A 13140-nucleotide genomic window follows, 5' to 3' on the forward strand; every position below is an offset into this window, starting at 1 on the left:
CCGCCATCATTGACCACAATCGCGACATTGTCGTTGTTGTGCATCTTGATATACAACGGTGCTGTACGTGATGGGCTTGCTGTGTCGATTGTTACTGAACTCATCAAAGTCTCCTTGGTGGTGCCTGATACTACTGTGTTAAACAACGCTTTGTGCTAGCGCGGACGCTTCAGGCGCTTTCTTGAAGGCAAAGCGTTTGATGTCGCCCACCATAAACAGATAGCACAGAATCGTCACTGCGGCATTGGCACCGACAAACACCAGCGCGCCGGAAAATGAGCCGGTCGCCTGCAAGATGAAGCCGATGACGATCGGCGTGGTAATCCCGGCGACGTTGCCAAAGGTGTTGAACAACGCGCCGCTGAGCCCGCCTGCTTCTTTTGGCGCGGTGTCGGACACCACCGCCCAGCCCAATGCGCCTATGCCTTTACCAAAAAATGCCAGGGTCATGATGGCGACGATGAGCCAGTCTGCACTGACGTAATTACAAAAGATCATGCACATGGCGAGCAGCATGCCGCCTACGATGGGGATCTTGCGTGCGACCGATAAAGAGCAACCGGATTTGATCAGGCGGTCGGAGATGACGCCACCCAGGACGCCGCCGAGGAAGCCAGCGATAGCGGGTATGGCGGCGACAAAGCCGACCTTCAGGATCGTCATATGACGCTCGGTGACCAGATATACCGGGAACCAGGTCAGGAAAAAATACGTCAGGGTATTGATGCAATATTGGGCGATGTAAATGCCCAGCAGCATGCGATTGCTGAGCAACTCCTTAATACAGGCAAAGGTATTAATCTTGGCAGTCTGCGCACCTTTGGCCCCGCCTTCAAGATCGACCAATGCACCGCCTGCTTCTATGTAAGCAAGTTCTGCTGCATTAATGCGCGGATGATCCTTCGGTCCATAAATGGTCTTGCGCCACACCAGAGACATCATAATGCCAAGGCCGCCCATGACATAGAACACGCTTTGCCAACCCTGGGTATGTACCAGCCAGCCCATCAACGGGGCAAATAACACGGTCGCAAAATATTGTGCTGAGTTAAAGATGGCGGCGGCGGTGCCGCGCTCGTTGGTCGGGAACCAGGCTGAAGTGATGCGGCTATTGCCGGGGAATGAAGGCGCTTCGGCAGCACCGATGAGCAGGCGCAACACAAACAAGACCACAATGGCGGTACCACCGCTAAAGAAGCCAACCCAGCCCATCATCATGGTAAACACCGACCAGAGGAAAATACTGAAGAAATACACGATCTTGGAGCCGAAACGATCCAGCAGCCAGCCGCCCGGCAATTGCGCCAGTACATACGACCAGGCGAAAGCAGAAAACACGAAGCCCATTTGGACCGGCGATAAACCCAGTAATTTTTTCAGCTCAGGACCAGCAATCGCAATCGTTGCGCGGTCAGCAAAATTGATGGTAGTGACGATGAACAGGATCGCAAGAATGCTCCATCGGACGCGGGTTGCCGCGGCGTTTGCCCCGGGTAAAATGGCTTGCTGTTTATGCATTTTTGTCTCCTGGAGCATCACGTAGGGCGCTGGTTTTAAACGGCAGCTTTAAACTGCAGTAAGTCTACTTTTCATTTATTCTTTTAAGACATCAACCGCAGTGTTATCAGTCATCAGACAACTGACGTGGGAGTATAATCAGCCCATTCAAAAATAGCAATCAAGTTCTCAATCAATCATTTAAACGGATACACGTCATGAGCTTTCCCTCCGCCCCATCGGCGCCGCCAAAAAAACACCGCAATTTAGCGCAAGGCATCGTCGCCTATATCGCCGATGGTATCCGCGAAGGCACGATCAATCCGGGTGATAAATTGCCCACCGAGTCAGAAATTATGCGCATTCAGGGCGTGAGTCGGACCGTGGTGCGGGAAGCGATTTCCCACATGCAAGCAGCAGGCATGGTGGAGACCCGACATGGCATCGGCACCTTTGCTCTGGCACCGGCACCAACGCATCATCTGGGTATTGACCCCGCCACGGTGATCACGATGCGCGACGTGCTTGCCATTCTTGAACTGCGCATTAGTCTGGAGACGGAATCGGCTGGATTAGCGGCCAGTCGCCGCAGCGAGGCGCAACTGGAGCAATTACGCAACGCGCTCGACAAATTTCAGGCTAGCTGTCTTGGCGGCGGCGAAACTGTGACAGCCGACCTGCAATTTCATCTGACCATTGCACAGGCTTCGGGCAACCGCTATTTCCATGACATTCTTAGCCACCTCGGCAGCAATAGCATTCCACGTTCGCGCCTGAACTCGGCCCAGCTGGCGCACGACGATCCGGCTATTTATATGGAACGCGTCAACCGTGAGCACGAAGATATTTTTAACGCCATCGCACGCCAGGACCCGGAGTCGGCCCGCGCTGCCATGCGCACGCATTTGAGCAACAGTCGTGAACGCCTGCGTCGCGCTCAGGAACTGATTGAGACTGGAAACGGCAGCTGAGTCGCAATTGAGCGGCAGTTGAGCGGCAACGGGCGTCGGCTTTTAGCTGCGACGCCCTGCTTCCAACGAACTTAGAACTAAATCAACTCGGCCTTGCATTTCTTTATTTCATGTTGTACGATGACTGATAACAAGTGAGGTGTTTGAAATCGGCGTTGATCTGTAACGTGATCGCTTCTATGCCCTCGTCTCTTATTAACCCCTCTCATTACCCCTAACCGGCACCCTCCATGTTTACTCCTGAAGACCTGAAACAAATTCTCTCCTCCGGCCTGTTGTCGTTTCCTATCACCGACTTTGACGCGCAAGGCGATTTCGTTGCCAGCACCTATGCTGACCGTTTGGAATGGCTTGCTCCGTACGGCGCAACCGCTCTGTTCGTCGCTGGCGGCACGGGCGAATTCTTTTCGTTGACAGCTGAGGACTACACACAGGTGGTCAAGGTGGCCGTTGAAACATGCCGTGGCAAAGTCCCGATTCTGGCCGGTGCCGGTGGCCCGACCCGCACGGCGATCGCTTACGCGCAAGAAGCTGAACGCCTGGGTGCGCACGGTATCTTGCTGATGCCGCATTATTTGACAGAAGCCAGCCAGGACGGTCTGGTCGCGCATATCGCAGCGGTCTGTAAATCGGTCAAGTTTGGTGTTGTCATTTATAACCGTAACGTTTGCAAGCTGACTGCTGAGTCACTGTTGCAACTGGCTGACTTGTGCCCGAACTTGATTGGCTTCAAAGATGGCGTCGGCGAAATCGAAACCATGGTCACGATTCGCCACAAACTGGGCGATCGCTTTACTTATCTGGGCGGTTTGCCAACAGCTGAAGTCTACGCAGCAGCCTATAAAGCGCTGGGCGTACCGGTGTACTCATCGGCGGTCTTTAACTTCATCCCAAAAACAGCGATTGCATTTTACGAAGCCATCCGCACCGATGACTTTGCAACTACCAATCGTCTGATTAAAGACTTTTTCCTGCCGTATCTGGACATTCGTAACAAGAAAGCCGGTTACGCCGTCAGTATCGTCAAAGCTGGTGCAACGCTGGTCGGACACGGCGCTGGCCCGGTTCGCACGCCGCTGATCGATCTGAACCCGCAAGAACATGAAGAACTCGGCGCGTTGATCGCTACGCTCGGCCCACAATAAAGTCTCTTCTTTCATGCCGGTCTGTGGTGACCGGGCTATTCTTACGGCGTGTTGCGACTTCATATCGCAACACGCCGACTTCGTTTCTATTTTCAGGAGATTATTTTGACTATTCACATCAATGGCGACATGCTGATCGGCAAAACTGCCGCACACGGCAGCGCAGCCCCATTTCACGCAATTAACCCCGCCACTGGCGCAGCCATCGAGCCCGCCTTCGCCACCGGCACCGTGGCCGACGTAGAGCGCGCCTGTGCGCTGGCAGGGCAAGCTTTCGACACCTATCGCGACACTTCGCTTGAAGCGCGTGCGGCGTTTCTTGAACAAATTGCGCAGAACATCCTTGATCTGGGTCCGGTCTTGATTGAACGCGCCATGCTGGAATCAGGCTTGCCGCAAGCGCGCCTCGAAGGTGAGCGCGGTCGTACTGTCGGACAATTGCGCTTGTTCGCCAAAGTCATACGCGACGGTAACTGGTTAGCTACAGCGCTGGATTCAGCATTGCCGCAGCGCACTCCACCACGTCCTGATCTGCGTTTGCGCAAGATCGCACTGGGCCCGGTTGTGGTGTTTGGCGCGAGTAATTTTCCACTGGCATTTTCCGTCGCCGGTGGCGACACCGCTTCTGCATTAGCGGCCGGTTGCCCGGTCGTCGTCAAGGCGCATGCCGCCCATCCCGGCACATCGGAGTTGGTAGGCAAAGCCGTGCAAGCAGCGGTCGCCAGTTGCAACCTGCCAGAAGGCGTGTTCTCCATGCTGTACGGCGATGGCCGCACCATCGGTCAGGCGTTGGTGTCCCATCCTGCGATCAAGGCGGTCGGCTTTACCGGCTCCCGTCAAGGTGGACTGGCGCTGGTACGTAGCGCCGCGCAACGCGATGAGCCGATTCCGGTCTATGCGGAAATGAGCAGCATCAACCCGATGTTCCTGTTGCCAGACGCCATGGCGCAAAACGCCGCCAAAATCGGTAGCGGTTTCATTGATTCGTTGATCATGGGTTCCGGTCAGTTCTGTACCAATCCGGGTCTGGTGATTGCCATTGATGGCCCTGACCTCGATACATTCTGCGAAGCCGCCGCCACTGCCCTGCAAGGCAAAGTCGGCAGCACCATGCTGTCCCCGGGCATTCACGCCGCATTTAACGACGGCGTTGGCCGTTTAGCAGGCGCAACGGGCGTTTCGCTGCTGGCGCGTGGGCAGGTCGGCACCAGCGCCTGCGCCGGTCAAGCGGCATTGTTCGTCACCGATGCAATGACATTCCTTGCCAATCCGGCACTGGAAGAAGAAATCTTTGGCGCAAGTTCGCTGCTCATCAAATGCGGCAATATCGCCCAATTCAAGGAAATCGCCGAGTATCTGGACGGCCAATTGACTGCAACCTTGTTCTTAACTGAAAACGACAAGACCGCTGCGCAAACCCTGCTACCGACACTGGAACGCAAAGTTGGCCGTATTCTTGTCAATGCTTACCCGACCGGCGTCGAAGTCTCGCACGCGATGGTTCACGGTGGCCCGTTTCCGGCAACCTCAGACAGTCGCGGTACCTCGGTCGGCGCTTCTGCAATTGACCGTTTTTTGCGTCCGGTAAGTTATCAGGACTTGCCGACATGGTTGTTGCCAACGGCGCTGCAAGACAGTAATCCGCTTAACTTGTGGCGTTTGCGTGATGGCGAAATGAAGCAGGCTTAAACCTCGTTAATTTCGGGCAATAAAAAAGCTGCTGCAGTCCATTTGGATGCAGCAGCTTTTTTTATCGCGATCGGATTTCTGCAGCTCAGCTTGAGGTAGACTGATCTTCGCCGCCATTCAAAGCCGTCACGATCTGCTGTCCCAGACCATGTGATGCTTCTGCCGGAAAATCGATATGGTTGAATCCCTCTTCCCTGAGTACTTGTTGCCAGCTGTCCGATGTGAGCGCTGGTGAACCCGCAATGCGTAGCGTACTATCTTCAGCCAGCCACCAGCCATCGAGCAACCCAAAGGTCAGATGGGTAAATAAATTGGTGTTGCTGAGTTCATTGAGCAGCAACAAGCCATCCGCCTTGAGCAGGGTCTTGGCATGCCGCAGAGTACGGCCAATATCGCGCGTCGCATGCAGTACATTGGCGGCGATGACGATGTCGTAGTGTCCCGGCATGAACCCTTGCTCTGTCGGCATGCGTTCAATGTTGAGTCGACGTGTCTGCAAATACGGGGTCTGTGGCGCATAGTGTTGTTGTGCATGGCGCAGGAATGCTGGTGACAAATCGGTATAACAATATTCTTCGATGTGTGCGGCATAAGGCGTCAGTTGTTTGAACAAAGTGCTACTGGTGCCTCCGGTACCGGCACCGATTTCCAATATGCGTAACTTATACGGATCGACCTGCGCTTCGACATAAGCTAGCAGCCGTTCGGCTAGCACGGCATTGAAATAGTCCGCCGCCGGATGATCGCGATAAATACCCTCAACCAAAGTCATCGCCCCTCCCGGGAACAACACAACGGCCGCTGGCAGTTCGCCACGTAATATCTCCGGCAATGCCCGTAACGTCACATCGAGCAATTGCATCAAAACATGCTGGGTGGAATTTGCTGGGGCACCGTCGCGATAGGTTTTCCAATCTGCCCATAAAACATCCCTGTCTTGCGGCGCTTGTTGCGAGAGTCCGTGCGCGTCAAGCAAGCGCAAACTATGTTCGCGCCACTGTACAAAATGGCCTTTGGGAGATGGCGCGTCTGTTGCCAGCCACCCTAAAGCCGCCAACTCCACTTGTAGTAATGGTGCCAGCCTGGCATACAGCCCGGCTAAGTCCTGCGCTGTCACCGACGGCAGTGCTATTTCTGGTGCTGGATTGAGAACGCTTGCCAGTGATGCGGCAGTCACTCCTGATGGTGGTGCGTGATGTGGTTTGCTTTGTTCGAAAAGAGGATGATTGTCCATGATGTTTTGGCGGCTGGTTATGTTAATTTTTACATAACAATTTTCCACAATGGGAATAGGTATGTCGTCATAAATAGTGCGCCAAACACAGATTATTCTTAATCAATTTAATAGAGTGTTGCTACTTGGGAATGTCATTGCATTAAGAAATTTCTCAAATACCATCTCTATTTTTATCGTGGATTTTCAGAAGCGTGCACAAATGAAAACGACAATTGTGCAGCAGGCGCTGCACAATTGCCGTGCGAGTTACGCGTCAAACGGACTACTTAAAACTCAAACCCCGCCTGCAGCAATGCCACCTGGCTCAGGTATTTGTCTTTGATTTTTACGTCATAGCGCAGGACCAACGTGTGTTTGAGTGCTTTGCCGGTGCCAAACAACAGCAGGCTGGCACCAAGATCAAGACCGTCACGGGCAGCACCGAGGCCGTTGGTGGTGAATGTACTGCCATTACCGCCGACAAAACTTGCCGTTGTATTCTGCATCGTGCTGGCAAAATCATGATTCCACATTGCCCGAAATTCCAGATGCGCATTCAATGCCGATAACGATAAAGGATGCGACACCGTTGCACCAAGCCCGGAGCGCACGTAATTCATGCCATTCGTATTGACCATCAACGCACCGGTCCCGGTTTCGGTATACGCACCTTGATTGAGGTAGCTATAGGTCAGGGCCGCAACGGGTGTCACCGTCGTGGTTCCCACCATCACAGGTTTTCCGGCATCGACACTGGCGCTATATTGCCAGGCGTCATAACTGCCCTTGACCGTATTGCTTAACACGTTGCGGGTGTTGCCAATGTCATGCTTGCCCACTCCTAGCACACCATTCATATACCAATCATCGTAGTGCTTTGTGCTGTATGCAGTAGCCAGATAGCTGTCAATGTTGGTATGGCTACCGAGGTTGACGCCCTTGTCATTCACATTGCTATTGGCGTAGCTGAGCGCGCCACCGACGCGTGTGGTGCTGTCGATCATCTGATCTCTGCCCAATAGCAAACCGTAAGCATTGGCGGTGTAGCCGTCAACGTTTTGGCGCGTGCTCTCGCTACCGTGTACATCAAAAACAGACATCCAGATGGCACCGCTAGCGCTCTCTTCGTCTGCGCCACTGCCACTCAATGCAATCGAATTTTTCTCGGCTAAATGCGCACCGATCAGGTTGGATACTTTGTCGGAGACGCGCATGACAGACTGGGTAGAGGCACCATTGATTTCGGGGCGCAATTGTTCAGCAGCCTGACGCACGGCTCCTGCTGTAGCCAAACCTTCTATCGCATTACCGGTGGCACTATTAAACTGCAACAAGGCATTGAGGGCATTTGCGCCGGCGTTTGAAATGCCGGGAATGCTAGTGCTGTTGCTGTTAATGGTCGCGCCTGGCACCAGATTGCCAGCATTATTGATGGCATCCGTCCATGCAATCAGACCCGATGAAGGTTGTTGGATCGTCGGTAGCGCGGTACTACTAAGCACATTGCCTGCAATGGCGTTGGCTACCTTGTACCAGGCGCCATTCGTCACGGTGACGCCCGATTGAATCACCGGCGCTAAGCTGACGTTGCCAGCGCTGCCTGCCGTATAGCCCAAGGCTAGCAATGGCGTAGTGGCGACACTGGCGTTGGTTACGCTCATATCCCATTAATCCCATTAATCTGCCCGGACGGGTTGGTCAGAGAAGAACCGACGCCATTGCCGGTAATCGTTGGGCTGAACGTGATCTGACTGGCAGACATCAAGTTGGCGATACTCAGATTGCCGTTGATCGTGCCACTGTTGGATAAATTAAACGTTTGTCCTCCGACGTACGCGCCCAAGACTTTTGTGGTCAGAGCACAGAACGGATCATTTGTCCCGCCACTGACCGCACAAGCAGCGCCAGTCGTGCCGGTGGTGGTTGAACCTGCCGTGGTGTAGAGGTAATGCGTAGGTGGCGACAACGGCGAGAGGACAGCAAAGGTGGCAATGCCACCTCCCTGATCGACATGGATGTTGCCGTTAATCGTTCCGCTGTTATCCCATACGTGCGTGCCGGAACCCAGAAAGACGTTGCCGGTGATGGTCCCGCTGTTACTCACATTGCTGTCACGCGGACCGGCACTGGAGCCGCTTGCGACCAGATACGAAGGATTAATATTTTGAGCCTGCGCAGCAGCCCAGGTGGTCGGGGTCGTATCGATGACCAGCAGATCGCCCTTGATCGTTCCTGCGTTATCGAGACTGAGCCCGCTGGTGTCGATGACGGCGACGTTGTAGATGGTCCGCGTGTTCCCGTAGGAGGTAAACAATCCTCCGGTACTGCCCGAGATGGTACTGGTCCAACTGGTATTTTGGATCGTCCCGGTATTCGTAATAGTAGTATCGGCCCGACCATAATAGGCCGCGCTAAAACTCCCCTGTGCGTTCAGGTTACCGGCATTGTTGATGTTGACGGCGTTGATATTGTCATCGGTATAAATACCGGAAATCACAGCAATGGCTTTGGTGCTGGAACCGTCAGTTGCCGCGTACACCAGCTTGGAGCTGCTGAAACTCAATTGGTAATCGGTGGCCGGATTGGCGCTGATGTTGACCGATTGGGTGGCGTTGATATTGCCTGTCGCAGCATTGTTGACGGCAAACACGTTGACCTGACTGTCGCTCACCAACGCACTCAATCAGCCAGCTGCCTGCCCCACAGCCTTGATGCTCACTGTTCCGGCATTATTAACGGTCCAATTATTGACGCCGCTGCCAGCCAGCGATTCAGTATTCGAATAACTGGCAGTGATCAGACCTTTATTGGCAACAACCACACCACTGGTGGTATTGCTCAAGTTGGTTGTGCTGTCGAGGCTAATGATAACGGTAGCAGGATTCGGATTGTAGCCCGGCGTATTGGGATAATTTGCGGCAGGAAACGCAGGATTATTTGGTTTCATCGGATGGGCGTTTCCATCCAATTGTTGTGCTGCAATTTTTCGGCTAATGTCAGAGCTGATATAGATCTGACCTCTGATGATGGTATCGATGGCATCGACCAATTCCTCTGCCAGACTATTTTTTGCCAGATACCCTTTAGCACCGGCATTGAGTGCGTGGTAACAAAATGCTGCATTGTCGTGCATGGAAAGTACCAGCAACTTGGCTTTGGCATATCTGGAGACAATTTTCTTGATCGCCTCCATCCCGCCCAGCCCTGGCATGCTGAGGTCCATGACGCAGACATCGGGGAGGCATTCGCCGTAGAGTTGGTAGGCACGTTCTCCTGTTTCAGCCTCAGCAACCACGGAAAAGCGCGCGTCCTGCTCCAGCAAACGACGCACGCCAGCACGCACAAAAACGTGGTCATCCGTGAACATGATATGGATGGGAGTGCGCTCCGTCATAGCGCGCCTTTGCTGGGTATCCATGCCTGAATATGCGTTCCTTGTCCCGGCAGCGTGGTTAACAAAAACTCCCCGCCCAGTCCGGCAAAACGCTCGCGCATGCCTGCTAATCCCAGCCCTTCTACATTATTTTCTTCGAAGCCCTTGCCATCATCTGTGACACTGATCAACAGTCCCGGCTTGGTTCCTCGGAGTTGCCCGATCATCTGAATATGGACGCGACGCGCTGCCGCATGCCGGGAAATATTGGTCAGACACTCTTGCACCATTCTGTAGACAGTCACCTCGGCCGTCTCGTCGAAACCCTCTGGATCATAGTCAAGATGAAAGCTGCATTGCATCGTATGATGGCCTGATTTCCAGGTTTCGATCTGCTCCTCAAGCGCTGCGGCCAGGCCCATTTCATCGAGTATGCCGGGACGCAAGCGATGCCGCATTCCGGTGACTAAATCCATCAGGTGGCGCGACATTTTAGTAATGGCGACCGCACTGCCCAAGAGCTCGGGATATTTCTTTTCAGCGTGCTTGAGCACCACACTGGCATCCGTATGAATGGCGGTCAGACATTGCCCGAATTCATCATGCAAGTCACGGGCCAGACTTTTTCTCTCCGCCTCCTGCAAGGAAATCAATTGCTGGGACAACAAATGGTTGCGACTGATGCTCTGCTCCATGGTGTCCACCATGCGATTGAATTTTTCCGCGATGCGGGGGATAACTCCGGGAGGGCAAAGAAAGGCAGGCGCGCTTTCAAATTGCCGCGTTCGAGTTCATTGAGCGTGATTAATATCTTTTCCGTCGGTTTCAAAGCCTGACCTACGGCCCAGGCAATCATCAAGTTCAATGAGACGAAAAAAATACACGACAAAAAAAGTAAATCCATAATTTAATGCCAAATTTCTGCATATTCATACGTAGGGTCTGGCGTGAGCACCAATGCGCCGACGTCGAGTCCTTGATACTTTATCTGGCGTACATTGGGTTTCCACCCTGCCCCTTGGGTTCCCAATATTTGTTCAAACCATTTCGGCATTTCATTGTGAAGTTTAATGTCTGATTCGACTTGATTACTATCGATCTCATTGCCAAAGTTGTCATACAGCTCTATACGCAGGTGACGCATATGATTAAGCCGTTGCAACTCGAATGTGTGCTTGCCGATACTGCCGGGATTGAAGTTGTAATGCGTAAGGATGGCGGAATCGAAAATGTAGAGCGCGAGTTTTTCGGCAGATGCCACCTCTGCCCGGGCATTCTCTTTCGCATTACTAATCGCCTGAAGGGCTCCGGCCATCAGCATGACGAATAACACACCTGCAACGATCAGATTCAAACGCAATTTGAGGCTCAATGAGGTTTCCCAAATGAAATAGGCAGGGCCGTATTACGGCGGTTGAATGGGGGCGCAATTGGTGCTGCGGATTATCGCGTACGTACTTTTATGATGAACTAAAGACAACTCGCGGATACTAGCATGCAAAAAAGATTAGCTGCGAAGCATTTCAATGCTTGAAGTTTGTCTAGGGCGTGTTGATATTTGGAATTGGTAAAGCACCAAAAAGCCGTTCGGACTGAGTAGGCACAAAGTGCCGTATCCTTCGATACGCTTCGCTACTCAGGATGATCGGAAGAAGCGCCAACGCAAACATATACTTCGATACGCCCTGGGGGGGCGACTCAGTACGAACGGGTTTTCTTAGACTCAAATGTCAACACACCCTAGGTTGAAATATTAAAAAAGCGACGGCGTACTTCACCAGAGATGTTCTGTGAACTTGAGAAATTCGGTGTTTGAGTCAAGCGCTTTATGCGATGAGAGAGATGTTGGTGGAAAGTGCAAGTTTCGAACTTGCGACCCTCGCAGTGTGAGTGCGATGCTCTACCCCTGAGCTAACCTTCCATTTGGTACGTATGTGGCCCCGTTGACGACGAACAAAGAAGGGACCGGAAGAAACACAATTATCGCATGAATGATCCGGTCGCGCCTTTGCGTTATTGGGCTTATTGGCGTTTAGCCTCCAGCACGCCTTTCACCTCACGAATGACCGTTAAGGCTTTCTGCAATTGCGCCGTAGAGGCGATTTCGGCCGTGAAAGCCATGCGTGCATGGGCTTTCGCGCTTTGAGTGCTCACGCCAATGACGTTGATTTTTTCACGCAGGAAAACTTCTGAAATATCGCGCAACAATCCCTGACGGTCACTTGCCAGAACAAAGATATCGACCGGGTAGACGGTTTCAACTGCGGGTGCGCCCCAACTGGTTTGGATGACGCGTTCCGGTGCTTTGGCGCGCATTTCCGCAAAGTTTTTGCAGTTTTCCCGATGAATGGAGACGCCTTTGCCGCGTGTGACAAAGCCGACGATGGTGTCCGGCGGGGCTGGTTTGCAACATTTCGCCAGCTGCGTCATCAAGCCGTCTGTGCCGACGACTAACACCCCCGATTTAGCGCCGTGCTCTACGCTGGAAGCACGACTTTTGTGGGTGATGGCCGCCTCTTCTTGCTCAGCGTCGGTTGCTGTGGATTTGACGATGTCATCGTCGTGCAGTCCCTGCTCTACATGACGCAAACTGAATTCATCTTTGGCCAAGGCCAGCAATAATTCTTCCAGTTTGGCAAAACCCAGCTTGCGTGCTAACTCTTCCAGATTGACGGCGGTTTTTCCTTCGCGTTGCAAGGCTTTATCCAGCAACGCCCTGCCGGTCGATAAGGTTTCTTGCTGTTCAATGGCATTAAACCAGGCCCGTACTTTGGAGCGCGTGCGTGCACTCGTGGCATAACCGGGGGTCAGCCAGTCACGCGACGGACCGGCTGTCCCTGCGGCACCTTTGACGGTAATAATTTCAACGGTCTGGCCGTTTTTAAGCGCGGTGTTCAATGGCACCATGACGCCGTCCAGGCGCGCACCGCGACAACGGTGGCCGACATCCGTATGCAGGTGATACGCAAAATCGATGGGGGTAGCGCCATTGGGTAATTCGATCACGCGTGCTTGCGGGGTCAGGACATAAATATGGTCGTCCAGCGTGGCCGATTTTAATTTCTCCAGCCATTCGCGCCGACTTTCTTCCTGCTCGACAACGGCGTCTACCACTTCACTTTTCCAGGCCAGTAGTTGCCGTAACCAGGCGATTTTTTCATCGTATTTTTGTGCTGCGAAATGCGAGCCGCCGGCTTCTTTATAGCGCCAGTGTGCGGCGACGCCGTATTCGGCAAAGTGATGCATTTC

The 13140-nt window shown here is 53.2% G+C and carries 11 protein-coding genes and 1 tRNA gene; 3 read left to right on the plus strand and 9 right to left on the minus strand.

Going from position 1 to position 13140, the window contains the following annotated elements:
• Positions 1 to 138: 138 nt before the first annotated feature.
• Positions 139 to 1518 carry an MFS transporter gene (locus tag ACVBEF_RS17965; RefSeq protein WP_447125294.1) on the minus strand — a complete coding sequence of 460 codons (1380 nt, stop codon included), beginning with the start codon at positions 1516 to 1518 and terminating at the stop codon, positions 139 to 141.
• Between the two features lie 197 nt (positions 1519 to 1715).
• Here ACVBEF_RS17965 and ACVBEF_RS17970 point away from each other — a divergent pair, with 197 nt between their 5' ends.
• The 3 genes from ACVBEF_RS17970 to ACVBEF_RS17980 all read left to right on the plus strand — a co-directional run bounded on the left by ACVBEF_RS17970 (position 1716) and on the right by ACVBEF_RS17980 (position 5302).
• Positions 1716 to 2468: a FadR/GntR family transcriptional regulator gene (locus tag ACVBEF_RS17970; protein ID WP_447125295.1), complete on the plus strand. Its 753-nt coding sequence runs from the start codon at positions 1716 to 1718 to the stop codon at positions 2466 to 2468.
• A 230-nt stretch (positions 2469 to 2698) separates the two neighbouring features.
• Positions 2699 to 3613 (plus strand): 5-dehydro-4-deoxyglucarate dehydratase, encoded by a 915-nt coding sequence (gene kdgD / locus ACVBEF_RS17975; RefSeq protein WP_447125296.1) that lies wholly within the window; start codon positions 2699 to 2701, stop codon positions 3611 to 3613.
• Positions 3614 to 3724: 111 nt separating this feature from the next.
• Positions 3725 to 5302 (plus strand): aldehyde dehydrogenase (NADP(+)), encoded by a 1578-nt coding sequence (locus ACVBEF_RS17980; RefSeq protein WP_447125304.1) that lies wholly within the window; start codon positions 3725 to 3727, stop codon positions 5300 to 5302.
• Positions 5303 to 5387: 85 nt separating this feature from the next.
• Here ACVBEF_RS17980 and ACVBEF_RS17985 read toward each other — a convergent pair whose 3' ends face one another.
• The 8 genes from ACVBEF_RS17985 to ACVBEF_RS18020 form a co-directional block, all read right to left on the minus strand.
• Complete coding sequence (locus ACVBEF_RS17985; RefSeq protein ID WP_447125297.1) at positions 5388 to 6536, minus strand: class I SAM-dependent methyltransferase; 1149 nt, start codon at positions 6534 to 6536, stop codon at positions 5388 to 5390.
• Positions 6537 to 6805: 269 nt separating this feature from the next.
• Positions 6806 to 8179, minus strand: coding sequence for an autotransporter outer membrane beta-barrel domain-containing protein (locus ACVBEF_RS17990; RefSeq protein WP_447125298.1), 1374 nt, complete (start codon positions 8177 to 8179; stop codon positions 6806 to 6808).
• The gene (locus ACVBEF_RS17995; RefSeq protein WP_447125299.1) at positions 8176 to 9189 is read right to left on the minus strand and encodes a hypothetical protein; all 1014 of its coding nucleotides are present in this window, start codon (positions 9187 to 9189) and stop codon (positions 8176 to 8178) included. Before ACVBEF_RS17995 ends, ACVBEF_RS17990 begins: the two co-directional genes overlap by 4 nt.
• Positions 9190 to 9201: 12 nt before the next feature.
• Positions 9202 to 9912 (minus strand): response regulator, encoded by a 711-nt coding sequence (locus ACVBEF_RS18000; RefSeq protein ID WP_447125300.1) that lies wholly within the window; start codon positions 9910 to 9912, stop codon positions 9202 to 9204.
• Positions 9909 to 10586 (minus strand): histidine kinase, encoded by a 678-nt coding sequence (locus ACVBEF_RS18005; RefSeq protein WP_447125301.1) that lies wholly within the window; start codon positions 10584 to 10586, stop codon positions 9909 to 9911. Before ACVBEF_RS18005 ends, ACVBEF_RS18000 begins: the two co-directional genes overlap by 4 nt.
• Positions 10587 to 10798: 212 nt before the next feature.
• Entirely contained in the window at positions 10799 to 11263 is a 465-nt protein-coding gene (locus ACVBEF_RS18010; protein ID WP_447125302.1) for a hypothetical protein, read from the minus strand.
• 474 nt (positions 11264 to 11737) lie between these two features.
• Positions 11738 to 11812 (minus strand) — tRNA-Val (locus tag ACVBEF_RS18015).
• Between the two features lie 101 nt (positions 11813 to 11913).
• A partial coding sequence (locus tag ACVBEF_RS18020) for a TGS domain-containing protein (protein WP_447125303.1) occupies positions 11914 to 13140 on the minus strand: 1227 nt, incomplete at its 5' end.

This window comes from Glaciimonas sp. GG7 (assembly GCF_052976905.1).

Coding starts and splice junctions, on each gene's coding strand:
- ACVBEF_RS17965 (WP_447125294.1), bottom strand. CDS start 1,518: ATGCATAAACAGCAAGCCATTTTACCCGGGGCAAACGCCGCGGCAACC.
- ACVBEF_RS17970 (WP_447125295.1), top strand. CDS start 1,716: ATGAGCTTTCCCTCCGCCCCATCGGCGCCGCCAAAAAAACACCGCAAT.
- kdgD (WP_447125296.1), top strand. CDS start 2,699: ATGTTTACTCCTGAAGACCTGAAACAAATTCTCTCCTCCGGCCTGTTG.
- ACVBEF_RS17985 (WP_447125297.1), bottom strand. CDS start 6,536: ATGGACAATCATCCTCTTTTCGAACAAAGCAAACCACATCACGCACCA.
- ACVBEF_RS17990 (WP_447125298.1), bottom strand. CDS start 8,179: ATGAGCGTAACCAACGCCAGTGTCGCCACTACGCCATTGCTAGCCTTG.
- ACVBEF_RS18000 (WP_447125300.1), bottom strand. CDS start 9,912: ATGACGGAGCGCACTCCCATCCATATCATGTTCACGGATGACCACGTT.
- ACVBEF_RS18005 (WP_447125301.1), bottom strand. CDS start 10,586: ATGGAGCAGAGCATCAGTCGCAACCATTTGTTGTCCCAGCAATTGATT.